The organism is Streptomyces sp. JNUCC 63, assembly GCF_054366325.1.
Window position 1 is genome coordinate 5,727,918 of record NZ_CM135963.1, and the last position, 26,973, is coordinate 5,754,890.

The following is a 26,973-nucleotide window of genomic DNA, read 5'->3' on the forward strand; positions in this document are numbered from 1 at the left end:
CAGGGAGGCGTACATGGTGGCATGGACGTGGCGGTTCGAGACGGCCGACGGGACGGAGGTCCAGCCCGCGGTGCAGCCCGAGGAGTTCACCACGCAGGGCGACGCGGAGTCATGGATCGGGGAGAACTGGAAGGCCCTGCTCGACGGCGGAGCGGACCAGGTACGGCTGTTCGAGGACGCCACGGAGATCTACGGCCCGATGAGCCTGCACGCCAACGAGTCCTAGGGACTTCTCCGGGCCGGGGGCGGTCGTACTCGGCCGCCCCCGCTCACTGCTCGCCCAGCGTCACCTCCACGGTCTTCCGACTGCCGTCCCGCACGAACGTCACCGAGGTCCGCTGCCCCGGCTTGTCCGCGGCCAGCGCCTCGGACAGCGAGGTGATGGTGGTGATGTCCTTGCCGCCGAGCTTGACGATGACGTCCCCGGACTGGATGCCCGCCTTGTCCGCAGCGCCGCCCGCCTTCACGTCGACGACGGCGACCCCCGCGGGCTGGTACGCGGCGTTCACCACCGTGCGCCCGGTGATGTCCAGCGCGGCCCGGCCGGATTCGACGACCCTGCCGTAGCGGACGATCTGGCCGGCGATCGCCTTCACCGTCGACGCCGGGATCGCGAAGCCGATGCCGGGCGCCGCGCTGCCCCCGAGCTGGGGCTCGGTGGCGGCGAGCGTGGGGATGCCGATGACCTGGCTGTCGAGGTTCACCAGCGCGCCCCCGCTGTTGCCCGGGTTGATCGCGGCCGAGGTCTGCACCATGTTGGCGATGGTCGCCCCCGTGCCGCCGCCCTGCCCCTCGCTGACGATGCGTCCGGTCGCCGACACGATGCCCTGGGTCACGCTCGACGACAGCCCCAGCGGCGAGCCCATGGCCAGCACGATCTGCCCCACCTCGACCTTCGCGGAGTCGCCGAAGGTGGCGGGCCGCAGCCCCGGGGGCACCTTGTCCAGCCTCACCACGGCGAGGTCCTGCCCGGGATAGGAGGAGACCAGGTGTGCGGTGAGCACCGTCTCGCTGTTGGCGGTGGTCACCTTGAAGGTGCGCGCGCTGCCCACCACGTGCGCGTTGGTGACGATGTGTCCCTTGTCGTCGTACACGACCCCCGACCCCAGCTCGCGGCCGGTCTGGATCTGCACCACCGACGGCAGCACGTCCTTGATCACCCGCAGGTAGTCGCTCTGCAGCTGGTCGGCCGACATGGGGGCGTCGGCCCGTCGCTGCCCGGCGTCCCTGGTGGCGGAGAGGTCCTTCGTGCTCCGGGCCGGCTCCGGGGCGGCCGAGCCGGTGCACCCGGACAGCAGCGCGGCACAGCAGAGCCACACGGCGAGGAAACCGACCAGCCGGGAAGCACGGGCAGCGGAGAGATCCATGCCCCGAGTCTCCCCTCGGGACGAGGGCCGGGCTTGCGGTACTCACCCGAACGAGCGCCGGGAGACGTGCAGAGCCTGTCGTCGAACTCCCGCCTGCCCGGCGGCGCCCGGCACACACTCCCCCGAGCTCTTCGAGCAGGAAGACCCCCAGCCGTGTTGCCGAACCGCCCACGTGGCTCCTCCCCCAAGCGCTCGGCTCCGCTCGAGCAGGGGGACCCCCATGACGCCGCCGGGCCCGCCCTTCGGGCGGACGGCGGGAGTTCGACGACAGGCTCTCAGCCGCGCACCCCGCACAGATGCAGCAGCGCCGCCACCGCGCGGTACGGGTCCGTGCGTCCCGCCCGCTCCTCGGCCGTCAGCAGCACCTCGACATCGGCCGGCGGCTCGGCGCCGTCCGCCGCCGTGTCCGTGAAGACCCGCACCCCGTACCAGGCGTGCAGCGGCGCCCCGATCCCGGCGAGCGTCGCCGTCAGGTCCGTGAGCCGGTCCGCCCGTACGTCCAGCCCCAGCCGGTTCCGGTACGCCGTCGTCCCGAACGCGCTCAGCGTCGTCGCCCAGTCCCCGGACAGACCCGGGCGCAGCGCCAGCGCGTCGCCGTTGCGCACCAGCAGCGACAGCAGACCGCCCGGCGCGAGCATCCGCGCCAGCCCCGCCAGCAGCGGGTCCGGCTCCTCGACGTACATCAGTACGCCGTGGCACAGCACGACGTCGAAGCTGCCCGGCAGGAAGTGCACCCCGGTGTCCCGGCCGTCGCCCTCGACGATCCGCATCCGCGCCCGTATGCCCTCCGGCTCGGCGGCCAGCGCCTGACGCGCCACGGAGATCATCGTCCGGTCCCGCTCGAGCCCGGTCACCTGGTGCCCGGCCCGGGCCAGCCGCAGTGCCTGCGTGCCCTGGCCCATCCCCACGTCGAGCACCCGCAGCCGCCGCCCGACCGGGAACCGCCCGGCTATCTGCTCGTCGAGCTGCCGGGCCACCAGTTCCTGTCGTACGACATCACGCAGCCCGCCCAGCTTCTTCAGCCACGCGCTCGCGGCATCCCCGGAGAAAGCGGTCGCGCTCAGGGCCGCTCCCCGCGCTTGACCTGCGGCTTGGGCAGCCGGAGCCGACGCATCTGCAGGGAGCGCATCAGGGCGTAGACGACCGCCCACTGCTTGTTCTGGTCCGGGAAGCGCTCGTTCAGGCGCTTCTTCAGCCGGAAGCCGGTGACGGCCGAGTCCAGCACGATCAGGACGATCACCACGAGCCACAGCAGCAGCGCGATGCTCTGCACCTCGGGCATCCGGATCATGCTCAGCACCAGGATGACCACGGCCATCGGCAGGAAGAACTCCGCGATGTTCAGCCGCGAGTCGACGAAGTCCCGCGCGAACCGGCGCACCGGTCCCTTGTCGCGCGCCGGGAGGTAGCGCTCGTCGCCGCTGGCCAGCGCCTGGCGCTGCCGCTCCATCTGGGCGCGGCGCTCCTCTCGCTGCCGCTTGGCGGCCTCCTTGCGCGTCATCTGGGTGTTGGCGACACTGCGGCGCTGGGACTGCGCCTCACTCCGTTTGGGGGTGGGGCGGCCCTTGGGGGCCTGCGGGTCACGGGGCTGCTTGGAGACGCTCACCGGTGCCTTGTCGGCGACCGGGGTCTTCTCTTCCTTGGCACGGCTACGGAACACAGAACCCAAGGGTACGGGCTCGACCCGCATGGACCCCAGCCCGGTGGGGAACGATCCGGCAACACCGGTCGTCTGTAGAGGGACAGAGGGGACGATGTGCCCGCCCTGGTCCGGCGGCCCTCGGGGGTGAGATCCTCCCTACGCCGGAGCGGAAGCGGACACAGTCGTCCTCGGGGATGACCGCATCCGTTCCCGAACAGTGCGGTAATGGATGCAGGGCCCGTACTGTGGGTTCTGTCGCAAGGCTGTGAGCTGGAGTCCGTCAGAAGGGGGCGCGCGAAGCCCATGAGCGGTGTCATGAAGCGTATGGGGATGATCTTCCGCGCGAAGGCGAACAAGGCCCTTGACCGGGCCGAGGACCCGCGCGAGACCCTCGATTACTCGTACCAGAAGCAGCTGGAGCTGCTGCAGAAGGTGCGGCGCGGTGTCGCGGACGTGGCGACCAGCCGCAAGCGTCTGGAGCTCCAGCTCAACCAGCTGCAGCAGCAGTCCGGCAAGCTGGAGGACCAGGGCCGCAAGGCGCTCGCGCTGGGCCGCGAGGACCTGGCCCGCGAGGCGCTCTCCCGCCGCGCCGCGCTCCAGCAGCAGGTGACGGACCTGGAGACGCAGCACGCCACCCTCCAGGGCGAGGAGGAGAAGCTCACTCTGGCGGCCCAGCGTCTGCAGGCCAAGGTCGACGCCTTCCGCACGAAGAAGGAGACCATCAAGGCGACCTACACCGCCGCCCAGGCGCAGACCCGGATCGGCGAGGCGTTCTCCGGCATCTCCGAGGAGATGGGCGACGTCGGGCTCGCCATCCAGCGTGCCGAGGACAAGACCGCGCAGCTGCAGGCCCGGGCCGGCGCCATCGACGAGCTGCTCGCCTCCGGCGCCCTGGACGACCCCTCCGGCATGGCCAAGGACGACATCCAGGCCGAGCTGGACCGGCTCTCCGGTGGTACGGATGTGGAGCTGGAGCTGCAGCGCATGAAGGCCGAGCTGGCCGGCGGCACGTCCGCCGAACGGCAGGCGCTCGAGGGCGGCCAGGACCAGGCACAGCCCCAGCAGCAGCCGCAGGACACCCCCCGCTTCGACAAGCAGTAAGCCACGTCGAGGCACGCCACGTCACCGACGGCCGGGGCCACGCCGAGGAGGGCGGACATGATCGTACGGATCATGGGAGAGGGACAGGTGAGGCTGGCCGACAGCCACCTCGCCGATCTCGACAAACTGGACGACGAACTCCTGGCCGAGATGGAGAACGGCGACGGCCCCGGCTTCCGCCGCACCCTCTCGGCCCTGCTGTCCAGGGTCCGCGAACTGGGCGAGTCCCTGCCGGACGACTCCCTGGAACCGTCCGAACTGATCCTCCCGGCCGCGGACGCGACCCTGGAGGAGGTACGGGACCTGCTGAGCGACGACGGCCTGATCCCTGGGTGAGGGTCACCCAGGGAGACGTGGAGCCCCGGCCCCCCGCAGGAACCCCGGACCGTACGCGAACGTGACCACTACCCTCGACCGCGCCCGCTGCCGCCTCAAAGCACACCCCCTCGCGCTGGACGCGGCCCTCGCGGCCGGGGTGCTGGTGTGCATGGTGGCCGGTTCCTTCGTGGACCCCCGCGGGGAGCACGGCGTCAGCTGGGCCGTCCGCCGGCCCGAAGCGCCCAGCCTGATCCTCATGGCCCTCGGCGCCGCCGCGCTCGTCCTCCGCCGCCGCGCCCCGCGCACGGTCCTCGCCGTCACCGGGACCGTCTCCCTCGTGGAGTGCGTCACCGGCGACCCCCGCGCCCCCGTCGCCATGTCCGCCGTGGTCGCCCTCTTCACCGTCGCCGCCACCACCGACCGCCCCACCACCTGGCGCCTGGGCCTGACCACCATGACCGTGCTGACCGGCGCCGCCATGCTCGCCGGGCCGATGCCCTGGTACGCGCAGGAGAACGTCGCCATCTTCGCCTGGACCGGGATGGCCGCCGCCGGCGGCGACGCCGTCCGCAGCCGCCGCGCCGTCGTGCACGCCATCAGGGAGCGTGCCGAGCGCGCCGAGCGCACCCGGGAGGAGGAGGCCCGCCGCCGCGTCGCCGAGGAACGCCTGCGCATCGCCCGTGACCTGCACGACGTCGTCGCCCACCACATCGCCCTGGTCAACGTGCAGGCCGGAGTCGCGGCCCACGTCATGGACAAGCGGCCCGACCAGGCCAAGGAGGCCCTCGCCCACGTCCGGGAGGCGGGCCGCTCCGCGCTGGACGAACTGCGCGCCACCGTCGGACTGCTGCGGCAGTCCGGCGACCCCGAGGCCCCCACCGAACCGGCCCCCGGCCTGGACCGCCTCGACGAGCTCGTCGGCACCTTCCGCAGCGCCGGCCTGCACGTCGAGGTCGCCCGCACCGACCAGGGCACCACACTGCCGGCCGCCGTCGACCTGGCCGCGTTCCGGGTCGTCCAGGAGGCCCTGACCAACGTCCAGAAGCACGCCGGTACGACGGCGAAGGCCGAGGTCAGCGTCGTACGCGTCGGACCGAACGTCGAGATCACCGTCCTGGACGACGGAGCCGGCGCGGACGGCGGACCGGGGGAGGGCGGAGCCGGCGCGGACGGCGGACCGCGGGAGGGCGGCGGGCACGGGCTGCTCGGCATGCGCGAGCGGGTCACCGCCCTCGCCGGCACCCTCACCACCGGCCCCCGCTACGGCGGCGGCTTCCGCGTCCATGCCATCCTGCCGGTCGACACCCGCACCAGCGTCCCGGGGGACCCCGCATGACGATCCGTGTCCTGCTCGCCGACGACCAGGCCCTGCTGCGCAGCGCCTTCCGGGTGCTCGTCGACTCCGAGCCGGACATGGAGGTGGTCGGCGAGGCGTCCGACGGCGCTCAGGCGGTACGGCTGGCCAAGGAGCGGCGGGCCGACGTGGTACTGATGGACATCCGCATGCCCGGCACCGACGGCCTCGCGGCGACCCGCATGATCAGCGCCGACCCCGCCCTCGACCAGGTGCACGTGGTCATCCTCACCACCTTCGAGGTCGACGACTACGTGGTGCAGTCGCTGCGCGCGGGCGCCTCGGGCTTCCTCGGCAAGGGCAGCGAACCCGAGGAACTGCTGAGCGCCATCCGCGTCGCCGCCCAGGGAGAGGCGCTGCTGTCCCCGGCCGCCACCAAGGGTCTGATCGCCCGCTTCCTCGCGCAGGGCGACCCGGCCGGCGACGGCCACGACCCGGCCCGCTCGGCCCGGCTGGACGCGCTGACCGTGCGGGAGCGCGAAGTGCTCGTCCAGGTCGCCGGCGGACACTCCAACGACGAGATCGCCGAGCGTCTGGAGGTCAGCCCGCTGACGGTGAAGACCCACGTCAACCGGGCCATGGCCAAGCTGGGCGCCCGCGACCGGGCACAGCTCGTCGTCATCGCCTACGAGTCGGGACTGGTACGGCCCAGGGCGGAGTGAGCGTACTGCGCTCGGAGTAGGAGCCGCGCGCGGAAATGGACCAGGGGGCTACGGATCGCCGCTCCCCGATGCCCGAAGGTGTAGGGGTGGCGCCCCCTGTGCGTCCGCGCCGCCTGTGCCGTTTATCGTTCGTACCGTTTGCCGTTTGTGCCGCGCTCCTCGTGTGCCGTTCACAGAATCGAGACCCTCACCCATGTCCTGGCTGTCCAGATTCAGCCTTGCGCAACGGGCCCTGATCGGGCTGATGTCGATCGTCGCGCTCGTCTTCGGGGCGATCGCCATCCCCCAGCTCAAGCAGCAGTTGCTGCCCAGCATCGAACTCCCCATGGTGTCCGTGCTGGCGCCCTACCAGGGCGCGTCCCCGGACGTGGTGGAGAAGCAGGTCGTCGAGCCCATCGAGAACAACCTCAAGGCCGTCGACGGCATCACCGGCGTCACCTCCACGGCGAGCGAGGGCAACGCCGTGATCATGGCGTCCTTCGACTACGGCAACAACACCAAGCAGCTCGTCGCCGACGTCCAGCAGGCCGTCAACCGGGCCCGCGCCCATCTCCCGAACGACGTCGACCCGCAGGTCATCGCCGGTTCCACGGACGACATGCCCACCATGGTCCTCGCCGTCACCTCCGACAAGGACCAGCAGGCCCTCGCCGACCAGCTGGACAGGACGGTCGTACCGGAGCTGAAGAACATCGGCGGCGTCGGCCAGGTCACCGTCAACGGCGTACGGGACCTGCAGGTCACCGTCACCCCCGACGACAAGAAGCTCGCCGCGGCCGGCCTCACCTCCGCCGCCCTGAGCCAGGCCCTGCAGGCGGGCGGCGCCACCGTCCCGGCCGGCTCCTTCGACGAGGGCGGCGCCAACCGCACCGTCCAGGTCGGCGGCGGCTTCACCTCGCTGCGGCAGATCCAGGACCTGATGATCACCGGCGAGGGCGCGAAGAAGCCGGTGCGCCTCGGCGAGGTCGCCACCGTCCAGCAGGAGCCGGCCAGGGCCGACTCCCTCACCCGCACCAACGGCAGGCCCAGCCTGGCCGTCGTCGTCACCATGGACCACGACGGCAGCGCGGTCGCCATTTCCGACGCGGTCAACGACAAGTTGCCCGACCTGCGCAAGACCCTCGGCTCAGGCGCGAAGATCACCATCGTCAGCGACCAGGGCCCGGCCGTGGCCAAGGCCATCGAAGGACTGACCAGCGAGGGCGCGCTCGGCCTGCTCTTCGCGGTCCTCGTCATCCTCGTCTTCCTGGCCTCGGTCCGCTCGACCCTGGTGACCGCGGTGTCGATCCCGCTGTCCGTCCTCCTCGCGCTGATCGTGCTGTGGACCCGCGACCTGTCGCTGAACATGCTGACGCTGGGCGCGCTGACCATCGCCATCGGCCGGGTCGTCGACGACTCGATCGTGGTCCTGGAGAACATCAAGCGCCACCTCGGCTACGGCGAGGAGCGCCACACGGCCATCATGACCGCCGTGCGCGAGGTGGCCGGCGCGGTGACCTCCTCCACGCTCACCACGGTCGCCGTGTTCCTGCCGATCGGCCTGGTCGGCGGCATGGTGGGCGAGATGTTCGGCCCGTTCAGCCTCACCGTCACCGCGGCGCTGCTGGCCTCGCTGCTGGTGTCGCTGACGGTCGTGCCGGTGCTGTCGTACTGGTTCCTGCGCGCCCCCAAGGGCACGCCCGCCCAGGCGGAGGAGGCCCGCCGCCTGGCCGAGGAGAAGGAGGCCAGGAGCCGCCTGCAGCGCCTCTACGTCCCCGTCCTGCGCTTCGCCACCCGGCGGCGTCTGACCAGCGTGCTGATCGCGGTCGTCGTCCTCGTCGCCACCCTCGGCATGACCCCGCTGCTGAAGACGAACCTCTTCGACCCCGGAGACCAGAAGGTCCTCAGCATCAAGCAGCAGCTGAAACCCGGCGCCAGCCTGGCGACGACGGACGCCGCGGCCCGGAAGGTCGAGGACGTGCTCGCCGGCGTCGAGGGCGTCAAGGACTACCAGGTCACCATCGGCTCCTCCGGCTTCATGGCGGCCTTCGGCGGCGGTACGGACACCAACCGGGCCTCCTACCAGGTGATGCTTCAGGACTCGGCGTCCGTCGACGACGTACGCGCCCGTATCGAGAACCGCCTGGGCAAGCTGTCCGGGATCGGCACCACCAAGGTCGGCGCCGGGGACGGCTTCGGCTCCCAGGACCTGAAGGTGATCGTCAAGGCGGGCGACGCCGACGTGCTGCGCCGGGCCTCGGAACAGGTCCGCAAGACGGTCGCCGGCCTCGACGACGTCACCGACGTCACCAGCGACCTGTCGCAGAGCGTGCCGCGCATCTCGGTGCGAGCCAACTCCAAGGCGGCAGCGGCGGGCTTCACCGACCAGACCCTCGGCATGGCGGTCGCCCAGTCGGTCAGGGGCACCACGGCCGCGAAGGCGGTACTGGACGACACCGAGCGGAACGTCGTCATCAGGTCGGCGAAGCCGGCACAGACGCTGAACCAGCTGAAGAACCTGCGTCTGGGCCCGGTGAAGCTGGGTGACATCGCGACCGTCGAACTCGTCGACGGGCCGGTGTCGATGACCCGGATCGACGGCCAGCGCGCCGCCACGATCACGGCCAGGCCGACCGGGGACAACACCGGCGCGGTCAGTCTGGCCCTTGAGTCCAAGCTCAGTGCCCTGAAGCTGCCCGCGGGCGCGAAGGCCGAGATCGGGGGCGTCACCGCCGACCAGGACGAGGCATTCACGAACCTGCGTCTGGCCATGCTGGCGGCCATCGCGATCGTCTTCATGCTGCTGGTGGCGACCTTCCGCTCGCTGGCCCAGCCGCTGATCCTGCTGGTCTCCATCCCGTTCGCGGCGACCGGCGCACTCGGCCTGCTGATCGCCACCGGTACGCCGATGGGCATCCCCGCGATGATCGGCATGCTGATGCTGATCGGCATCGTGGTGACCAACGCGATCGTGCTGATCGACCTCATCAACCAGTACCGGGAGCGGGGCTACGGCATCGTCGAGGCGGTCGTGGAAGGCGGCCGCCACCGCCTCCGCCCCATCCTCATGACGGCCCTGGCGACCATCTTCGCCCTGCTCCCGATGGCCCTGGGCGTCACCGGCGAGGGCGGCTTCATCGCCCAGCCGCTGGCGGTGGTCGTCATCGGCGGCCTCCTCACCTCCACCCTCCTCACCCTCCTCCTGGTCCCGACGCTCTACGCGATGCTGGAACTCCGCAAGGAGCGCCGCGCGAAGAAGCGGGCGGCCAAGCAGGAGGCCCAGGAGGACAAGGTGCTGGAACCCGCAGGGGTGTGACGGCACGTAACGCATGAACGGCCGGGTCTCGCGGGAGACCCGGCCGTTTTCTCATGCCTTCAGAGAGTTGACGAACGCGTCCCAGGCGCCGACTGGGACGACGATCACGGGGCCGTGGGGGGTCTTGCTGTCGCGGACGGGGACGACACCGGGGAAGTCCTCGGCGATCTCGACGCACTCGCCCCCGTTGGCGTTGCTGTAGCTGCTCCTGCGCCAGCGGACGTCGTTCAGCTCGGGGGTGTGTCGCATGGCTTGTAGTCCTCCATCGCCTGTCGGATCAGCTCCGCCGAGGCGGCCGGCGAGAGGGCGTCGGCGCGGAGCACTTCGTAGTGCCGTCGCCACCTCTTCACCGAATCCCGGTCCTCGTGGAGGTGACCGACCTCGATGCCCTCTTCGTAGGCCACGGTTGAGCCGTTGGGAAGGGCCAGCAGGGTCAGCGCGCCGCCCATCAGATAGTGCGCACCGGAACTGAAGGGCATCACCTGGACCTTGCTGTCCGGAGTATCCATCTGTTCGAGCAGCCGGGCCAATTGCTTGTACATGCTTTCCCGGTTGCCGAAGGGGCGCCGGAGCACGGACTCGTCGATGATCGCCCACCGCAGCGGGGGCTGGGCCGAGCGGATCCTCTCCTGCCGGGACATCCGTGCGTTGACACGCTCCTCCACCTGTTCCGGCAGCAACTCCTCCCGCAGGCTGAGCTGGGCATCGGCGTACTCCCTGATTTGCAACAGCCCCGGAAGAGCCTGCGCCCCGTAGTTCTCGACGACCTCCGCCTGCGCCTCGAAGTCCATGAACCGCCGGTACTGGTCCGGGTGGGCCTCGCGCTTGGCCAGCTCGTACAGCCCGTGGAAGTGCTTGTCCGTGCCGAACGCGGCGTCGAGCCGGTCCGGCAGGTCCGGTGGCGGCATCAACTCCGCCGTCTCGATGCGAGCCAGCGTGCTCTTGCTGGAGTTGAGGATGCCCGCGAGCTGAAGCAGCGACAACTTGGCGGCCTCGCGGTGACGGCGCTGCTCGGCGCCGAAGTAGTGGCGGGCGGAGAGGTAGGGGGTGAGGGCCTGCGGCTTGAACGTCATCGGTCTCGCCTTCCTGGCTGATCGTCCCGTTCCCAACGCTGGGACGCGGCGCTCCTGTTACGGGCGCGTGCGCACAGCGACGATTACGGCACAGAAGGTAATGACCGGAGATCCGGCCCCGCAGCGGAATGGCCGGATCCCACCGAAGGGAGCGACGCGATGATCCGCGACGGACGGGACGGCACGCCACTACGATTGCTGCCGTGGACGACGCCGGACGGTGCCCCGTGCTACCTGAGCACCGACGACCCGTGCAGCCGCCTGTCCCGTCTGGCCGACGAACTGGAGGCGGATCTGCTCGACTCGGCCGAGTTCGTCCTGACCGAGGCCAGACCGCTGCTCACCGACGGGGCGACGGGGGTACGGGAGCTGCGCTTCACGGGCGTACAACTCGCCGCGGCGCTGGCGGACGCGCTGAGAATCGCGGAGAGCCGGGGTGCGCGGTTGCCGAAGGGGTGAACGCAGGTCCGCCGTCTCGGCCGTGGCCAGCCCCTCCAGAAGAGCCAAAGGGAAGAGCCGGCGAGATAGGTCGCATGATCGGTGCCGCCGGGGCGGACGATCGTGTTCCGCCTCGTGGTGCATGCGACCTTGCTCCACGCATTCCGGTAAGTCGCACATCGGCCATCTTGTGAGACAAAGACTCCCGCACCTCGCACGGCTGACCCGCCGTCAGCATCATTGGCGGTCCCTGAACCACGTCAATGCGGCGATGATCTGCGTATTCCAAGTGCTTGACCGGCTGCACCGCCCGGCGGAACGCGATCTCCGGGGACTCATGACGCCCGCTCCGCTGAAAGTGTGAGCACTCGGCAGGTGAATGTAACTCATGCGCTCAAATGGGCGGCGTGTGAACACTGGAGGTCGAGATGCTCCCACTTTCCAGAGGAGTATGTGCCTCCTGGCCCGTGTCCCACGACGCGGTGCAGGTGGTCAAGCACTTCGCGTTCCGATACGGGGTCCGTGGCGTTCTCCGGAGAAGTGGCAGCCCGCGAAGTGTCTCGTTGAGACGGATCGGACACTCGATCCGGCGGAGCCAACCGACCCCCACCTGCGGATTCCGGCGTCTTGATCCCCTACGCCACCTGGTACGAATGTCGGCATGACCGACGACGAGATCATCCACAGGACCCGAGAGCAGAATGCGGCTGGCGAACTGCCACCACCTGCGCCGCCCGAGGCCGTGGCCGAGCTTGAGGCCGCGGTGGGGCATCCGATGCCACCACTCCTCAAGCGGATCTACCTCGAAGTCGCCGACGGTGGGTTCGGCCGCTGGGGGGAGGCTTTGTCCCTTACCGACACGACCTACAGCTTCAGCGACAGCGGTCGGCTGCTGGAGGAGTACCTGGGCTGGCGCGGAACCCCCAACCACCCACCGTCTGTGGTACCGCTCCTGACGTGGGGCTGTGCGATCTGGTCCCTCGTCGACTACAGCACCCCAGAAGGCCGCATGTGGGGTTGGGATCCCAACGAACGATGCCCTGATCACGGGCACGCTCTGTTCCCCGAAGACCTCACACTGGCCGAACGGCTCTGCGGGTGGCTGGACGGACGCTCGGACTTTCCGAAGGCACCCGCTGGTCCGTACTGCCCAGATTGCTGAAACCGCGGCACTGCCGTGCGGCTGCAGAGCCAAGCAATGTTCATGACTTGCGGATCGTCCCTCGGGAGGGCACGCCCGTGCTCAGCGTAGTCAATGAAGACGGCTCCACGTCCGCCGGATCGACGAGGAGTCGGTGAGAAGTGTGAGGCATTTTGAATGAAGAAGAAACAGATGGTTATTCTGGTCTACTTCCTCCCCGGAACGCTGCAGGGTGGTGCTGAAGATGACCCTAATGTCCTGAAGTGCTTGAACGGTCAGGAACGGGAGAGAGCGTGACGGTATCCGCAACGAATCAAGCTGTACTCCGGCGGCGTTCCTGGCCTATTTTTTGCGGGATCGTAATCGTAGGTCTTGGGGTTGGAATGCTTGCGGCAGTGTGCAAGGTCACCTTGGTGAACGGGTTCCGGACCGGTTGGCAGGGGATACCGGTCTACTTGGCGGCTGCGGGCGTCTGCGGGCGAATCGCCAACTGTAAAATGATCTTGCGTGAGGATGTGCTCATAGTAGTGAATCCTCTGCGTAGTCATATTCTTCCGAAAATGGCCATCCGTGGTGTCTCGGTCGCCGATGACGGCACGCTTGAGGTGTATCTCAGTAAAGACCGGTCCGTTTCGGTCTTCGCCTTCGGGGGATCTCTGATCGATCGCTTCAAAGGTTCAAGCGGAGAGGCGGAGCGAAAGATCAGTATGTGGCTGGATTCCGCCCGCACGGTAAGCGAGCCCAAGGCCGCCGCTCCACAGGTCTGCTGGACGCGATGCCGGAGCGCTGACGCGTCTCTTATCCTATGCGCTGCTGTCTCAGGTGCAGGCGCAATCTGGATGGTGCTCAGCGGCAGTTGATATCGTGTGATGCAATCCGTAGGGTTTCGGGAAATATCCGAGCGGTGAGTGCCGCTTCGGTGTGCATTTTCCTGAACGGCGCACCGGCCGATCCCCACGGTTCAGCGGCCCTGGCAGAACGGGTTGTACACGGTGCCTGGGCCATCGTCGGTTTCGCCGCGGCGGCGGAGTTCGGTCTGGTGGGCGTCCCAGCGGTCCGGGCGAGTCCACCCTGCACAGTGAAACGTCAGGGTGTTCCGGTGCGTCGCAGAACCCGGTGTACTCCAGGCCTGGTTCGGCCAACTGCCTACGACGCTCGGCGCGCGGGTCGTCGGCGGCCTTGACCGCCTGGAGGCCGTCCACACGCCGGGCACGGGTCGGCTCGTCGACATCGAAGGCGATGCCCCGCCTACGAGCACGGACATCGCCGTTGAGCCTGCCTCGGTGGCCCCTCAAGAGATGTGGGCGCGACGGTAGCGCCGTGATGCCCACAGCCCGACGAGGGCACTGGGGCAACGAAACCCCACAGGTTCGCGCTCGCCCTGGCGCCGCTGAGAGACCAGATCCACGGCAGGACCAGGAGCACGGTGCACACCGCGGTCATCGAGACGAACACCGCCATCTCGACCCACCAGTCACGGGATCTGTACGTCATGCTCTCCGTCATTGACTACTGCGTGATGCAGTGACACTGCACAGTCCGCCGCTCGCCATTGACGAAGAGCTGGGCACACGCCTTGCCGTACTTGGGAAGCGTCTGTGCCCCGATCTTGTACGTCGGGACGGTATCAAGGGCGTACTTCGTGTTCAGTGGGCCACGCGTGGTCTTGTAGGTCACAGTCCGATTCCGCCGGTGGCGTTGTCCTCCCAGCGCTCGCCCTCGTCGGCGTACTCCCAGAACACCGGGCTCTTCTTCGACCAACCGCCCTGGGCGCGCAGCTTCTCGACGCGTTCGCCCTTCTTGCGGCCCGTGACGTTGACGCCGCGCCGTGCGGAGTGGCCGGTGATCCGGCGTCCGGTGAGTCCGGCGTGCTGCGTGGCGCGGGGCATCGCGCGCCCGCAGCCGTCCGGGGACAGCCGCATGGCGCCGAGGTCGCAGGCTCAGCGCTTCGAGAGGCAGCAGGCGCCGGCACCTTTTCGCGGACGCTCCTCAAGGGGGGCGGTGCTGTTCCGGACCGTTGCCGGTGTCGCCAACGTGAGTTCTGTTGGTTTTGCGACCATCGGAACCGCCACGGGAGGCAACCTGGGCGACTCCGGCCGTTGGAAGGACGATTAGCCCATGACGGGTTCCGGTGGGCGCCCCTCCGTGAAGGCGCTCGATGAGTCGAAGCGGCTGCCCTTGCTGGTCAGGTGGCGCTTGCGGAGGGAGCAGAAGGGAAGGCGAACGGGCGTTTTGCTGTTCGCCGAGATCAGGGAGCCGGTTCGGAGCCTGACGTACAAGACAGGCGTCGTGTCTCTCTGGGAGAACGGTGTGGAGCTCTGCTCCCGCAGTCGCGACGCGAAGATGCCCAGGTTTGTCGCGTTGCCGTCCGACTCTCACCGGCTCGAGTTCAAGGTGACACGCGTGAGAGCCAGGAGAAGCACCTCGTTCCTGAAGGTGGTGGACCTGCAGGAAGGCGAGATCCTGGTCGCGTTGTGCGATCCGGTCCAGTCGAACGTCTTCTACCGGCGGAGTCCGGACATGGATTCCTGGGTGGTCGGCGTCCTCTCCCCGAGGGAGAAACGGTGACTCGGAATCGTCCGGCACCGGCTGCGGAGATTGGGCGTCGGGTGTCCTACGGAGCCGGGCACCGTGACCACCCAGGTGAGAACGAACCAGTTGTTCATGTTGAACTCGAACCGGCCGTAGGGGTTGACGTAGAACAGCGGTGACAGGGCCCGCAGGTCGTCGTATTTGAGATCAGGCCCCGCTGTAAAGCCGTTGCAGGTCGACGAGGATCACTTCGTCCCGGGCGGCCGCGGCCTGTAGGGCCGGGGTGAAGCCGAGGCCGCTGTAGCAGGCGGGGCGGGCGTGGGTGGTGTCGATGCCGCGGGCGGACAGCAGGCCCAGGATGTGGCGGAGTCGTTCGAGGTGGCGTACGTCCATGACCTTGAACGTCAGCGCATCCCCGAAGACACGGGTCGGTGCCGTCCTCGTGTGCGCAGGGGTGTGCCCCGGCCGCCGTGAGACGGCCGGGGCACACCCCTGCGACGTCGGTGTTACGGCAGCGCCAGCATCCGTTCCAGCGCCAGCTTCGCGAACGCCTCCGTCTCCTCGTCCACCTCGATGCGGTTGACCAGGTTGCCCTCGGCCAGGGACTCCAGGGCCCAGACCAGGTGAGGGAGGTCGATGCGGTTCATGGTGGAGCAGAAGCAGACCGTCTTGTCGAGGAAGACGACCTCCTTGCCCTCGGGCGCGAAGCGGTTCGCCAGGCGGCGGACCAGGTTCAGCTCCGTGCCGATGGCCCACTTGGAGCCGGCCGGGGCGGCCTCCAGGGCCTTGATGATGTACTCGGTCGAGCCGACGTGGTCCGCCGCGGCCACCACCTCGTGCCTGCACTCGGGGTGGACCAGGACGTTCACCCCCGGGATGCGCTCGCGGACGTCGTTCACCGAGTCCAGGCTGAAGCGGCCGTGCACCGAGCAGTGGCCCCGCCACAGGATCATCTTCGCGGCACGCAGCTCGTCGGCGGTCAGACCGCCGTTCGGCCTGTGCGGGTTGTAGACGACGCAGTCGTCCAGGGACATGCCCATGTCCCGCACCGCCGTGTTCCGGCCCAGGTGCTGGTCGGGCAGGAACAGGACCTTCTCGCCCTGCTGGAAGGCCCACTCGAGGGCCCGCTTCGCGTTCGACGACGTACAGATCGTGCCGCCGTGCCTGCCGGTGAAGGCCTTGATGTCGGCGGAGGAGTTCATGTACGACACCGGCACGACCTGCTCGGCGATCCCCGCCTCGGTCAGCACGTCCCAGCACTCGGCGACCTGCTCGGCCGTGGCCATGTCGGCCATGGAGCAGCCGGCCGCCAGGTCCGGCAGGACCACCTTCTGCGCGTCGGTCGTCAGGATGTCCGCGGACTCCGCCATGAAGTGCACACCGCAGAACACGATGTACTCGGCTTCCGGGCGCGCCGCCGCGTCCCGCGCCAGCTTGAAGGAGTCACCCGTGACGTCGGCGAACTGGATGACCTCGTCCCGCTGGTAGTGGTGGCCGAGCACGAAGACCTTGTCTCCGAGCTTCTCCTTGGCCGCGCGGGCGCGCTCCACCAGGTCCGGATCGGACGGGGAGGGCAGGTCACCGGGGCACTCGACGCCGCGCTCGCTCTTCGGGTCGGCCTCGCGGCCGAGCAGCAGCAGGGCGAGCGGCGTCGGCTGGACGTCGAGGTCCTGGGTCTGGGCGGTGGTCACGACACGCACCCTTTCTACTTTTCGTCGAACTGACGCTATCCATCATAGCCGCTTCACGTCACTTTGACGATCGTCATAGTGTCGATGTGACGTGAATCCCGGCCACCAGGCCGACGGCCCGAGCCGCAACCCGACCTCGTCCCTCCACAGGCCGCTGTCCGTCCCCCCACGCGTGTGCGAGCATGAAGAGGACGAGCGCGGAGAAGAGAAAAAGCACGCGCCCGGCCCGGAATGAATCCGTCGCTCCGCCGGTTGCACTCGTCGGCAAGCAGTCTCCGTACAACCCGGGAGAGATGTAGATGTCCGTATCGGACGAGACCACCACCGTCACCGACGGCATCGTCCTGACCGACGCCGCCGCGTCCAAGGTCAAGGCCCTGCTCGACCAGGAAGGCCGTGACGACCTCGCCCTGCGCGTCGCCGTCCAGCCCGGCGGCTGCTCCGGCCTGCGCTACCAGCTCTTCTTCGACGAGCGCTCCCTCGACGGCGACGTGGAGAAGGACTTCGGCGGCGTCAAGGTCGTCACCGACCGTATGAGCGCCCCCTACCTCGGCGGTGCCACCATCGACTTCGTGGACACGATCGAGAAGCAGGGCTTCACGATCGACAACCCGAACGCGACGGGCTCCTGCGCCTGCGGCGACTCCTTCAGCTGAGCCGGTCACCGGTAGGACGGACAAGGCGGCGGCCCCTGGCGAAGGGGCCGCCGCCTTCTGTATGCCCCCGCCTCAGCGGGCGAGCGACGGCTCCGGCAGCCGCGCCCCCGGCCTCTCCCGGGGGATCTCCCGCCCGTCCGAGCCGACCACCTTCCGGTCCCCGAGCGGCCGCTCCAGACGTACGGTCTCGTGGTACACCTTGGCGATCAGGATGCAGGGCTGGTCCCGCCGCGAGGTCTCGGTCACCGTGACCGTCACCCGGCCGGAGTCCTCCTTCACGGACGCCCTGTAGCCCTGGCACACCCCGCCGTAGAAACGGACGGTCAGCTCGTCGCCCTCGGTGCTGTAGCCGGTCGCCTTCACGTCCCGCGTCACCAGGGGACCGCCCGAGCCGCTCGGTGCCGGGGCCGGCTGCCCGGACGGCGTGGCCGACGAGGTCAGGTACTTCGGGTCCACGGCCGGATACGTCACCGTGAAGGGAGCGCCCTGCCCGCCCGGCGCCCGTACCTCGAACAGCCAGGAAGGTACGAGCGTCCGCCGGCCGTCGGAGGAGTGCGAGGCCAGCCCGAACACGGCCTTGCCGATCGTGAAGGCGTCCTCGTGAGCCGGGGCCGGGGCCGCGGGGTCCGAGGTCCCCGTCCCGCACGGCGCCTCCAAACGGTCCTTCAGCGGTACGGGACTGGCGCAGCCGCCGATGCCCATGCGGTGGCCGGTCCGCGGGGCCGCGTTCATCAACTCCAGCGTCCTGCGCGCGCTCAGCACGGGATACGTGTCGCCCTTCACCGGCGCCTTCAGCCGGCCGCTGCCGCCGGTCACCTCGCCCTGCCGGCCGATGCTCAGGCCCGTCGTCCAGCCGTACGTGGGCAGCCCGCCGACCACCGGATCGGCATTGACCACCCGCTCGTCGCCCATGATCTGGCTCGCGTCCACCTTGGCGTCGTCCTGGCCCAGCGCCTTGAGCACCGGCGCCGCCGCCTTCTGCGCCGCCGCCACGCTCACCGGGTGGACGGGCGGAGCCGCGGGGTCCGGCGTGCACAGCGCACCCTTGCAGTTGTCGGTGCCCGGTGCGTACCGGCCGAACGTCCACGTTCCGGGCGCCTGCCTGTTCACCCGCAGCATCGGCCCGGAACCGTCCTTCCCGGACCCGACCCTCCAGGCCTGTGCGTCGGCCACCGGCGTGCCCTCCACGCCGAGCGCCTCGGCGAGCCGGGCCACCTCCTCCCGGGTGACCTCGCCCCGCGCCCGGTACACCGGCGCCGAGCCGGGCCCGCCGGGCAGCGTGCCGCTCACCCGGTAGGTCGCCCCGTAGGGGTTGGGCTCACCGGGCGCGATCCCGTTCGTACCGCCGCTGCCGCCGCCGGTGCCCGCGGCGGAGTGGTCGTCGAGGACCAGCGGCGGGGGAGTGCCACGCCCGCCGGGCGCCGCCGCCCCCGTACGCTCACCCGCACCCGCGGCGAGCAACGCCCCGCCGCCGCCCACCAGCAGCACCGTGGCGGCGACCGAGGCGATGACCACCGGCGACCGCCCCCGCACACGCCACCCACCCAAGCGTCCGTCACCGTCCGGGGCCGCGGTGACGTCCGGGACCTCGGTGCCGTCGGGGGGTTCCGCGGCATCCTCGGCCTCGGCGGCCTCCGACGCTTCAGGGACCGCCGAGGCTCCGGCACTCCCGGTGCTTTCGGCCCCAGGCCCGCTCTCGGGCTCAGGCTCAGGCTCGCGCTTCGAAGCCCCGGCCTCCGAGGCCTCCGGTGTCGGCGTCTCCCTCGGCTCCGGCGCTTCCTCGGCGGTGCCCGCGGCCGCGTCGTCGTGGTCGGGTCGCTCGGTGTTCACCGCATCGCTCCTTCGGCTGCACAGCTGTCCCTGTGACCCTGACCCGGTCCTGACAAAGTGGCGGGCCGGTGGGTCGTATCCCGCATCCCCCAGAGGGGGGACAGCGATGGGACGCAGCGGGGGAGCGCGCGGTTCCCCTCAGTACGCCGGTTCGGCCGGTCAGTCTCCGTAGTCCGACATCTCGTCCAGCAGCCGGGCGGAGGAGGCGGGCACGTCCACGCCGTGGATGCGGGACGGCGGCACCGGCAGCGCGGTGGCCCGGTCGGGCGCCGCCCAGAGGGGGGCCATCCGGGCGCAGTCCCCGCGCAGCGAGGCCAGACCGCTCTCGGGATCGGCCGGAGCGGGGGCAGTGCGGACGGCGTGGGCCCTGAGGTTCGTCATGGGCGAACCGTAGGCATGGAAGAGTCGCCCGAGACAGATCTACCATCGGGTAGTTTCGTCCGCTTCAGTGTCGTCCACCGGCCGGGTGGCGTGAACCGCGACACCGGGTAGCGTGAACTGTCAATCCCCCTGACTCCAGGAGCGTCCACGCCGTGCGCATCGCAGTCACCGGCTCCATCGCCACCGACCACCTCATGACCTTCCCCGGCCGTTTCGCCGACCAGCTCGTCGCGGACCGGCTGCACACGGTCTCGCTCTCCTTCCTGGTCGACCAGCTGGACGTCCGGCGCGGCGGGGTCGGCGCCAACATCGCCTTCGGCATGGGCCAGCTCGGCACCCGGCCGGTCCTGGTCGGCGCCGCGGGCCCCGACTTCGGTGAGTACCGCGCCTGGCTGGACCGGCACGGCGTCGACACCGAGTCGGTCCGTATCTCCGAGACCCTGCACACCGCCCGCTTCGTGTGCACCACCGACGCCGACCACAACCAGATCGGCTCCTTCTACACCGGCGCGATGAGCGAGGCCCGCCTGATCGAACTCAAGACCGTCGCCGACCGCGTCGGCGGGCTCGACCTGGTGCTGATCGGCGCGGACGACCCGGAGGCGATGCTCCGGCACACCGAGGAGTGCCGCTCGCGCGAGATCCCGTTCGCCGCCGACTTCTCCCAGCAGATCGCCCGGATGGACGGCGACGAGATCCGGATACTGCTGGACGGGGCGACGTACCTGTTCTCCAACGAGTACGAGAAGGGCCTCATCGAGTCCAAGACCGGCTGGAGCGACGCCGAGATCCTCTCCCGCGTCGGCCACCGGGTCACCACCCTCGGCTCGCGCGGCGTGCGCATCGAGCGCGCCGGCCAGGAGCCGGTCGAGGTCGGCTGCCCGGACGAGGAGCGCAAGGCGGACCCGACGGGCGTCGGCGACGCCTTCCGCGCCGGCTTCCTCTCCGGCCTGGCCTGGGGAGTCGGCCTGGAGCGCGCCGCCCAGGTCGGCTGCATGCTCGCCACCCTGGTCATCGAGACGGTCGGCACCCAGGAGTACCAGCTGCGCCGCGCCCACTTCATGGAGCGCTTCACCAAGGCGTACGGCGACGAGGCGGCCGACGAGGTCCACGCCCACCTCGCCTGACGGCGCGCCGGCACCTACGAGACCCGGCGGACGACGTAGGCAGAGCCCTCGTCCGCCGGCTCCTCGCCGACGTACTCCTGGCCCCGCATCTCGCACCACGCCGGAATGTCCAGCCGTGCCGCCTCGTCGTCGGCCAGTACCCGGACCGTGGAGCCGACGGGCACGTCCCCGAACACCTTGGCCAGTTCGATCACCGGGATCGGGCAGCGCCTGCCGAGGGCGTCCACGACCAGCGCGTCCTCCCGCACGGCGGCCGGCGCCCCGGTCGGCGCCCCGAGCTTCTCCCGGACCCCCGCCACCACGCCCGGCAGGACCGCGAGGAACCGCTCGACGTCCTCCTCCGGCGTCCCGGGCGGCAGCGACACCCGCACGTTGCCCTCGCTCAGTACGCCCATCGCCTTCAGGACATGGCTCGGCGTCAGCGTGCTGCTCGTGCACGACGAACCGGAGGAGACGGAGAATCCCTCGCGGTCCAGCTCGTGCAGCAATGTCTCTCCATCGACATAAAGACACGAAAAGGTGACGACGCCGGGCAGTCGGCGGACCGGATCGCCCACCACCTCCACGTCCGGCACGAGCCGTGGCACCCGCGCCCGGATCCGCTCCGTCAACTCCCGCAGCCGTACCGCCTCCGCGGCCGCCTCCGCCCGCACCGCCCGCAGCGACGCCGCCGCCGCCACGATCGCGGGGACGTCCTCGAACCCGGCCGCCCGTCCCGACTCCCGTTCGTCCACCGGCCCCCGAAGCGCGAACCGCACGCCTTTGCGTACGACGAGCAGCCCCACCCCGGACGGCCCGCCCCACTTGTGCGCACTGGCCGTCAGCAGCGACCAGTCCCCTTCCACCGGACCCCAGCCCAGCGACTGCGCCGCGTCCACCAGCAGCGGTACGCCCGCCGCCCGGCACACCTCGGCCACCTCGGCGACCGGCTGCTCGGTGCCCACCTCGTGGTTGGCCGACTGCAGACAGGCCAGCGCGGTGTCCTCGCGCAGCGCGGCCTCGTACGACGCGACGGCCACCGCGCCCCCACGGTCCACCGGCACCTGCGTGACCGTCCCGCCGTCCGCCTCGTGTGCCTCGGACGAGTGAAGGACCGAGGAGTGTTCGACCGCTGACACGATCAGGTGGCGTCCGACGCGCCGCCGCCCCGCCAGCGCACCCGCGATCCCACTGTGCACGGCCCGGGTCCCCGACGAGGTGAACGTCAGCTCGTCCGCCCGGCACCCCACCGCCTCCGCGGCCGCCTCCCGAGCCGCATCCAACAACAACCGAGCCCGCCGCCCCTCCCGATGGAGCCGCGCGGGATCGGCCCACCCCTCGTCGAGGGCGGCGACGAGCGCCTGCCGGGCAACAGAATGGAGAGGAGCACTGGAAGCAGCATCGAAGTAGGCCACACGGCAACGCTACGACCCAGGGCAGAACAGGAGGGGTGCGGGACAGTGCCGATATGCGGCTCCTCCCCCAAGCTCTTGACGAGCAGGGGGGACCCCCATCGTGGGCGCGACAAGCCCCCACCGGCCCGCAGCCGCCATGAATGCCGCACTCCGCCCCCATTGGGCGCCCAAATCCCGTCAAATCGCGGGGTGCCGCAGCCGCATCCCACCCCTTCGGGGTGACCCGCGGCGCGTACGGCACCCTCCCCGCGACCCGCCGGAAGGCGTCCAGTAGGGTTTGGTCCGCATAAACATCCAAACCCCTGCCCGACGCAGGGCGGCGACCGACCAGCGAGAAGGCAGGCCGCAGCCAACCGCGCGGGCGAGACTCTCGGGAAGGCGCTACGTGAGTCCCAACGGCTCCGACCGCTCGCCGCGGCGCCCGATGCGGCGGAAGCTGCTGCAGGCACTGACTGCGGGCCTGGTCCTGGCGACCGCTACCGGTTGCACATACAAGGACTTTCCCCGACTTGGTATGCCCACCCCGACCACGGAAGAGGCTCCGATCGTCCTCTCCCTGTGGCAGGGGTCCTGGGCGGCCGCGCTCGCCGTCGGCTGCCTGGTGTGGGGTCTGATCCTGTGGAGTGCTTTCTTCCACCGGCGCAGTCGCACCAAGGTGGAGGTACCTCCGCAAACCCGGTACAACATGCCCATCGAGGCGCTGTACACGGTGGTCCCGCTCCTCATCGTCTCGGTGCTCTTCTACTTCACGGCCCGTGACGAGTCGAAGCTCCTGGACATGTCCAAGAAGCCGGACGTCACGGTGAACGTCGTCGGCTACCAGTGGAGCTGGGCCTTCAACTACATCGAGCCCGTCGCCGGTTCGACCGGTGACGCGAAGACCGACAAGAACCTGGCCGCCATCCCGGACCGGTTCAAGAACGAGTTCCCGGCCAACGCCGGCGGCGTCTACGAATACGGCATTCCGGGCACGCGGAACCCCCAGAACGGCAACCCCGGCCCGACCCTGTGGCTGCCCAAGGGCAAGACCGTCCGCTTCATCCTCACCTCGCGGGACGTCATCCACTCCTACTGGGTGCTGCCGTTCCTGATGAAGCAGGACGTCATCCCCGGCCACACCAACTCCTTCCAGGTGACCCCCACCATGGAGGGCACCTTCCGGGGCAAGTGCGCCGAACTCTGCGGCCAGGACCACTCCCGGATGCTGTTCAACGTGAAGGTCGTCTCGCCCGAGCGCTACGAGCAGCACCTCAAGGACCTCGCTAAGAAGGGGCAGACCGGTTACGTTCCCGCCGGCATCGCGCAGACGAGCCACGAGAAGAACCGGGAGACGAACAAGCTGTGAGCATCCTCAACGAACCTCAGGGTGCCGCGGCAGCTGAAAACTCTTACGAGAGCGAGCTGCCGGTCCGGCGCAAGCAACCGGGCAACGTCGTGGTGAAGTGGCTGACGACCACGGACCACAAGACGATCGGAACGCTGTATCTGGCGACGTCGTTCGCGTTCTTCTGCATCGGTGGCGTGCTGGCGCTGCTCATGCGCGCCGAGCTGGCCCGTCCGGGTCTGCAGGTGATGTCGAACGAGCAGTTCAACCAGGCGTTCACGATGCACGGCACGATCATGCTGCTGATGTTCGCGACGCCGCTGTTCGTCGGCTTCGCGAACTGGATCATGCCGCTGCAGATCGGCGCCCCGGACGTGGCGTTCCCGCGGCTGAACATGTTCTCCTACTGGCTGTACCTGCTCGGCTCGCTGATCGCTGTCAGCGGCTTCCTCACCCCGCAGGGCGCGGCCAGCTTCGGCTGGTTCGGCTACACGCCGCTGTCGGACGCGGTGCACTCGCCGGGTCTGGGCGGCGACCTGTGGATCATGGGCCTGGCCCTGCAGGGCTTCGGCACCATCCTCGGCTCGGTCAACTTCATCACCACGATCATCTGCATGCGCGCGCCGGGCATGACGATGTTCCGCATGCCGATCTTCACCTGGAACGTGCTGCTGACCGGTGTGCTGGTCCTGCTGGCCTTCCCGGTCCTGGCCGCCGCCCTGCTGGCGCTGGAGGCGGACCGCAAGTTCGGCGCCCAGATCTTCGAGGCGTCCAACGGCGGTGCGCTGCTGTGGCAGCACCTGTTCTGGTTCTTCGGCCACCCCGAGGTGTACATCATCGCGCTGCCGTTCTTCGGCATCGCCAGTGAGATCGTCCCGGTCTTCTCCCGCAAGCCGATCTTCGGCTACATGGGTCTGATCGGCGCGACCATCGCCATCGCGGGTCTGTCGGTGACGGTGTGGGCCCACCACATGTACGTCACCGGCGGGGTGCTGCTGCCGTTCTTCGCCTTCATGACCTTCCTGATCGCGGTTCCGACCGGCGTGAAGTTCTTCAACTGGGTCGGCACCATGTGGAAGGGCTCGCTGTCCTTCGAGACGCCCATGCTGTGGACGACCGGCTTCCTGATCACCTTCCTCTTCGGTGGTCTGACCGGTGTCATCCTGGCCGCGCCGCCGCTGGACTTCCACGTCTCGGACTCGTACTTCGTGGTGGCCCACTTCCACTACGTCGTCTTCGGCACGGTCGTCTTCGCGATGTTCGCCGGCTTCCACTTCTGGTGGCCGAAGTTCACCGGCAAGATGCTCGACGAGCGTCTGGGCAAGATGACCTTCTGGCTGCTGTTCATCGGCTTCCACGGCACCTTCCTCATCCAGCACTGGCTGGGTGTCGAGGGCATGCCGCGCCGGTACTCCGACTACCTGGCGGCCGACGGCTTCACCGCGCTGAACACGGTGTCGACGATCTTCTCCTTCCTGCTCGGCCTGTCGATCCTGCCGTTCTTCTACAACATCTGGAAGACGGCCAAGTACGGCAAGAAGGTCGAGGTGGACGACCCCTGGGGCTACGGCCGTTCGCTCGAGTGGGCGACCTCCTGCCCGCCCCCGCGGCACAACTTCATCACCCTGCCGCGGATCCGCAGCGAATCCCCGGCGTTCGACCTGCACCACCCGGAGATCGCCGCGCTCGACCAGCTCGAGAACGCCGGTCACGGTGAGAAGGTCCTCGCTGGTGGAAAGGAGGCCGGCAAGTGAAGATCCAGGGCAAGATGTTCATGTGGCTGGGCGTCTTCCTGCTCATCACCGCCATCGTCTACGGCGTGTGGTCGAAGGAAGCGGCCGGCGCCACGACCCTCTTCATGGCCTTCGGCCTGGCCGTCATGGTCGGCTTCTACCTGGGCTTCACGGCCCGGCGGGTCGACCCGGGCGCCCAGGACAACAAGGAGGCCGATGTCGCGGACGACGCCGGCGAGCTGGGCTTCTTCAGCCCGCACAGCTGGCAGCCGCTCGGCCTCGGTATCGGTGCCGCGCTGGCCTTCCTCGGCATCGCGGTCGGCTGGTGGCTGCTGTACTTCGCGGCGCCGCTCATCATGATCAGCGTGTGGGGCTGGGTCTTCGAGTACTACCGCGGTGAGAACCGCACCCAGTGACCCTCGTCGAACACCGGTGGCCCGGACGCTCCTGACGGAGCGTCCGGGCCACTTCGTTTGCCGGGTGGTGCTCACTCGCATGGGCGATTAATCGCGCCGGAGTTGACGACGCTTCTTAGCGTGACCTCATGAGCGCCACCACTCCGTACACCGGCACCGTTTGCGTCCTGCTGGCAGCCACCCTGGGGGCGACCGTCACCGCCTGCGGCGCGGACGGCAACCCGCTGGCCGCCACCCCGTACGACGCGGCGGACCAGATCTCCTTCAGCGGGCCCAAGGACGTCGGCAAGAAGGCCGACCCGGACAAGCCCCTGGAGGTCACCGCCGACGGCTCGGAGGGCCGGATCACGGACGTCACCGCCGTGGACGCCGCGGGCCGCTACGTCTCCGGTGAACTCGCCGCCGACGGCGGCCGCTGGCACAGCACCTCACCGCTCGCCGCGGGTGCCCACTACACGGTGACCGTGAGTACGGAGGACGGCAGCGGCAGACCCGGCCGCAAGGTCCTCGCCTTCGACACCGGCAAGCCCGCCGGCCCCAAGCGCCTGAACGTCTCGTTCGGGCCGCAGGAGGGCACCTACGGCGTCGGCCGGCCCATCACGGCCGAACTGGACCAGCCGATCACGGACAAGGGCCAACGGGCCATCGTGGAGCGCGCCCTGAAGGTCGACTCCACGCCCGCCGTGGAGGGCTCCTGGTACTGGGTGAGCGACAAGGAGCTCCACTACCGCCCCCAGTTCTACTGGCCTGCCAACGCCACCATCGAGGTGCGCAGCAACCTGGAGAACATCAAGATCAGCGACCAGCTGTGGGGCGGCGCCGCCAAGCCGCTGAGGATCACCATCGGTGACCGCATCCTGGCTCTCACGGACGCCGCCAAGCACCGGATGACGGTCTACAAGAACGACGAGAAGATCAAGGAGATCCCCATCACCACCGGCAAGTCCGGTTTCGAGACCCGCAACGGCATCAAGGTCGTCCTGGCCAAGGAGTACTTCGTACGGATGAAGAGCACCACCGTGGGCATCGCCGCCGACTCCGCGGACTCCTACGACCTGCCCGTGTACTACGCCACCCGGGTGACCTGGAGCGGCGAGTACGTCCACGCCGCCCCCTGGTCCGTCGGTTCCCAGGGCACGGCCAACGTCAGCCACGGCTGCACCGGCATGAGCACCCCCAACGCCAAGTGGTTCTTCGACACCGTCCACGAGGGCGACATCGTCCAGGTCGTCAACTCCGCCGGCCAGCCGATGGAACCCTTCAAGAACGGCTTCGGCGACTGGAACGTCCCCTGGCAGAAGTGGCTCCAGGGCAGCGCCCTGACCACACCGGACGCCCCCAAGGCAAACCAGCCCAGACTGCGCCCCCAGAGCCTGTAGACGTCCCGCAGAGCCTGTAAACACAGGGGCGCCTAGGGGGTAGGGGCGCGGGGCCGGTCGACATGCGGCTCCGCCGCGTGGGCGCGAACAACCCGGGACGGCCCGCAGTCGCACGACGA

At 69.5% G+C, this 26,973-nt stretch carries 26 protein-coding genes; 15 read left to right on the forward strand and 11 right to left on the reverse strand.

What is annotated here, in order from left to right; genetic code table 11:
• Positions 1 to 13 precede the first annotated feature (13 nt).
• Complete coding sequence (locus ACX25U_RS26315) at positions 14 to 226, forward strand: hypothetical protein (protein WP_454383588.1); 213 nt, start codon at positions 14 to 16, stop codon at positions 224 to 226.
• A gap of 43 nt (positions 227 to 269) precedes the next feature.
• On the opposite strand, the gene ACX25U_RS26320 is transcribed toward ACX25U_RS26315, so the two are convergent.
• The 3 genes from ACX25U_RS26320 to ACX25U_RS26330 form a co-directional block, all read right to left on the reverse strand.
• A complete protein-coding gene (locus ACX25U_RS26320) occupies positions 270 to 1,367 on the reverse strand; it encodes a S1C family serine protease (protein ID WP_454383589.1) in 1,098 nt (365 codons plus the stop codon).
• A 275-nt stretch (positions 1,368 to 1,642) separates the two neighbouring features.
• The gene (locus tag ACX25U_RS26325) at positions 1,643 to 2,344 is read right to left on the reverse strand and encodes a class I SAM-dependent methyltransferase (protein ID WP_454383590.1); all 702 of its coding nucleotides are present in this window, start codon (positions 2,342 to 2,344) and stop codon (positions 1,643 to 1,645) included.
• An 83-nt stretch (positions 2,345 to 2,427) separates the two neighbouring features.
• Positions 2,428 to 3,027, reverse strand: coding sequence for a DUF3043 domain-containing protein (locus ACX25U_RS26330; RefSeq protein ID WP_454383591.1), 600 nt, complete (start codon positions 3,025 to 3,027; stop codon positions 2,428 to 2,430).
• A gap of 285 nt (positions 3,028 to 3,312) precedes the next feature.
• On the opposite strand from ACX25U_RS26330, the gene ACX25U_RS26335 reads away from it, so the two are divergent.
• The 5 genes from ACX25U_RS26335 to ACX25U_RS26355 all read left to right on the forward strand — a co-directional run bounded on the left by ACX25U_RS26335 (position 3,313) and on the right by ACX25U_RS26355 (position 9,739).
• On the forward strand, positions 3,313 to 4,110 hold the full coding sequence (locus ACX25U_RS26335; protein WP_454383592.1) for a PspA/IM30 family protein: 798 nt from the start codon (positions 3,313 to 3,315) through the stop codon (positions 4,108 to 4,110).
• A 57-nt stretch (positions 4,111 to 4,167) separates the two neighbouring features.
• The gene (gene pspAA, locus ACX25U_RS26340) at positions 4,168 to 4,446 is read left to right on the forward strand and encodes a PspA-associated protein PspAA (protein WP_454383593.1); all 279 of its coding nucleotides are present in this window, start codon (positions 4,168 to 4,170) and stop codon (positions 4,444 to 4,446) included.
• A gap of 61 nt (positions 4,447 to 4,507) precedes the next feature.
• Positions 4,508 to 5,764, forward strand: a complete 1,257-nt coding sequence (locus ACX25U_RS26345) for a sensor histidine kinase (RefSeq protein ID WP_454383594.1) — start codon at positions 4,508 to 4,510, stop codon at positions 5,762 to 5,764.
• Complete coding sequence (locus ACX25U_RS26350; protein ID WP_454383595.1) at positions 5,761 to 6,444, forward strand: response regulator; 684 nt, start codon at positions 5,761 to 5,763, stop codon at positions 6,442 to 6,444. The genes ACX25U_RS26345 and ACX25U_RS26350 overlap by 4 nt, the downstream gene beginning before the upstream one ends.
• 193 nt (positions 6,445 to 6,637) lie before the next feature.
• Positions 6,638 to 9,739 carry an efflux RND transporter permease subunit gene (locus tag ACX25U_RS26355; protein ID WP_454383596.1) on the forward strand — a complete coding sequence of 1,034 codons (3,102 nt, stop codon included), beginning with the start codon at positions 6,638 to 6,640 and terminating at the stop codon, positions 9,737 to 9,739.
• Positions 9,740 to 9,790: 51 nt separating this feature from the next.
• Here ACX25U_RS26355 and ACX25U_RS26360 read toward each other — a convergent pair whose 3' ends face one another.
• Together ACX25U_RS26360 and ACX25U_RS26365 are read right to left on the reverse strand one after the other, a co-directional pair.
• Entirely contained in the window at positions 9,791 to 9,988 is a 198-nt protein-coding gene (locus ACX25U_RS26360) for a DUF397 domain-containing protein (protein ID WP_454383597.1), read from the reverse strand.
• On the reverse strand, positions 9,967 to 10,812 hold the full coding sequence (locus ACX25U_RS26365) for a helix-turn-helix domain-containing protein (RefSeq protein ID WP_454383598.1): 846 nt from the start codon (positions 10,810 to 10,812) through the stop codon (positions 9,967 to 9,969). The genes ACX25U_RS26360 and ACX25U_RS26365 overlap by 22 nt, the downstream gene beginning before the upstream one ends.
• Positions 10,813 to 10,971: 159 nt before the next feature.
• On the opposite strand from ACX25U_RS26365, the gene ACX25U_RS26370 reads away from it, so the two are divergent.
• Positions 10,972 to 11,271, forward strand: coding sequence for a hypothetical protein (locus ACX25U_RS26370; RefSeq protein ID WP_454383600.1), 300 nt, complete (start codon positions 10,972 to 10,974; stop codon positions 11,269 to 11,271).
• A 640-nt stretch (positions 11,272 to 11,911) separates the two neighbouring features.
• The gene (locus ACX25U_RS26375) at positions 11,912 to 12,412 is read left to right on the forward strand and encodes an SMI1/KNR4 family protein (RefSeq protein ID WP_454383602.1); all 501 of its coding nucleotides are present in this window, start codon (positions 11,912 to 11,914) and stop codon (positions 12,410 to 12,412) included.
• 1,652 nt (positions 12,413 to 14,064) lie between these two features.
• Here the strand turns inward: ACX25U_RS26375 and ACX25U_RS26380 are convergent.
• Positions 14,065 to 14,313, reverse strand: a complete 249-nt coding sequence (locus ACX25U_RS26380; RefSeq protein WP_454383604.1) for a hypothetical protein — start codon at positions 14,311 to 14,313, stop codon at positions 14,065 to 14,067.
• A gap of 196 nt (positions 14,314 to 14,509) precedes the next feature.
• On the opposite strand from ACX25U_RS26380, the gene ACX25U_RS26385 reads away from it, so the two are divergent.
• Positions 14,510 to 14,959 (forward strand): hypothetical protein, encoded by a 450-nt coding sequence (locus ACX25U_RS26385; protein ID WP_454383606.1) that lies wholly within the window; start codon positions 14,510 to 14,512, stop codon positions 14,957 to 14,959.
• A 171-nt stretch (positions 14,960 to 15,130) separates the two neighbouring features.
• Here the strand turns inward: ACX25U_RS26385 and ACX25U_RS26390 are convergent, their stop codons facing one another.
• Together ACX25U_RS26390 and nadA are read right to left on the reverse strand one after the other, a co-directional pair.
• Entirely contained in the window at positions 15,131 to 15,316 is a 186-nt protein-coding gene (locus tag ACX25U_RS26390; RefSeq protein ID WP_454383607.1) for a hypothetical protein, read from the reverse strand.
• A 113-nt stretch (positions 15,317 to 15,429) separates the two neighbouring features.
• Positions 15,430 to 16,614 carry a quinolinate synthase NadA gene (gene nadA, locus ACX25U_RS26395; protein ID WP_454383609.1) on the reverse strand — a complete coding sequence of 395 codons (1,185 nt, stop codon included), beginning with the start codon at positions 16,612 to 16,614 and terminating at the stop codon, positions 15,430 to 15,432.
• A gap of 299 nt (positions 16,615 to 16,913) precedes the next feature.
• Between nadA and ACX25U_RS26400 the strand changes: the two genes are divergently transcribed.
• Positions 16,914 to 17,270 carry a HesB/IscA family protein gene (locus ACX25U_RS26400; protein ID WP_111002424.1) on the forward strand — a complete coding sequence of 119 codons (357 nt, stop codon included), beginning with the start codon at positions 16,914 to 16,916 and terminating at the stop codon, positions 17,268 to 17,270.
• A gap of 72 nt (positions 17,271 to 17,342) precedes the next feature.
• Here the strand turns inward: ACX25U_RS26400 and ACX25U_RS26405 are convergent, their stop codons facing one another.
• Together ACX25U_RS26405 and ACX25U_RS26410 are read right to left on the reverse strand one after the other, a co-directional pair.
• The gene (locus ACX25U_RS26405) at positions 17,343 to 19,100 is read right to left on the reverse strand and encodes a hypothetical protein (RefSeq protein WP_454383611.1); all 1,758 of its coding nucleotides are present in this window, start codon (positions 19,098 to 19,100) and stop codon (positions 17,343 to 17,345) included.
• A 159-nt stretch (positions 19,101 to 19,259) separates the two neighbouring features.
• A complete protein-coding gene (locus tag ACX25U_RS26410) occupies positions 19,260 to 19,481 on the reverse strand; it encodes a hypothetical protein (protein ID WP_454383613.1) in 222 nt (73 codons plus the stop codon).
• A gap of 152 nt (positions 19,482 to 19,633) precedes the next feature.
• Here ACX25U_RS26410 and ACX25U_RS26415 point away from each other — a divergent pair, with 152 nt between their 5' ends.
• The gene (locus tag ACX25U_RS26415; protein ID WP_454383615.1) at positions 19,634 to 20,608 is read left to right on the forward strand and encodes a carbohydrate kinase family protein; all 975 of its coding nucleotides are present in this window, start codon (positions 19,634 to 19,636) and stop codon (positions 20,606 to 20,608) included.
• A 14-nt stretch (positions 20,609 to 20,622) separates the two neighbouring features.
• Here ACX25U_RS26415 and ACX25U_RS26420 read toward each other — a convergent pair whose 3' ends face one another.
• Complete coding sequence (locus ACX25U_RS26420) at positions 20,623 to 22,002, reverse strand: aminotransferase class V-fold PLP-dependent enzyme (RefSeq protein WP_454383616.1); 1,380 nt, start codon at positions 22,000 to 22,002, stop codon at positions 20,623 to 20,625.
• 385 nt (positions 22,003 to 22,387) lie between these two features.
• Here ACX25U_RS26420 and ctaC point away from each other — a divergent pair, with 385 nt between their 5' ends.
• From ctaC to ACX25U_RS26440, 4 genes are all read left to right on the forward strand, one after another.
• Positions 22,388 to 23,347 carry an aa3-type cytochrome oxidase subunit II gene (ctaC, locus tag ACX25U_RS26425; protein ID WP_454383617.1) on the forward strand — a complete coding sequence of 320 codons (960 nt, stop codon included), beginning with the start codon at positions 22,388 to 22,390 and terminating at the stop codon, positions 23,345 to 23,347.
• The gene (gene ctaD / locus ACX25U_RS26430; protein ID WP_454383618.1) at positions 23,344 to 25,080 is read left to right on the forward strand and encodes an aa3-type cytochrome oxidase subunit I; all 1,737 of its coding nucleotides are present in this window, start codon (positions 23,344 to 23,346) and stop codon (positions 25,078 to 25,080) included. The genes ctaC and ctaD overlap by 4 nt, the downstream gene beginning before the upstream one ends.
• Positions 25,077 to 25,475, forward strand: a complete 399-nt coding sequence (locus tag ACX25U_RS26435; RefSeq protein ID WP_454383619.1) for a cytochrome c oxidase subunit 4 — start codon at positions 25,077 to 25,079, stop codon at positions 25,473 to 25,475. Before ctaD ends, ACX25U_RS26435 begins: the two co-directional genes overlap by 4 nt.
• A gap of 128 nt (positions 25,476 to 25,603) precedes the next feature.
• Positions 25,604 to 26,854 carry an Ig-like domain-containing protein gene (locus ACX25U_RS26440; RefSeq protein ID WP_454383620.1) on the forward strand — a complete coding sequence of 417 codons (1,251 nt, stop codon included), beginning with the start codon at positions 25,604 to 25,606 and terminating at the stop codon, positions 26,852 to 26,854.
• Positions 26,855 to 26,973 lie beyond the last annotated feature (119 nt).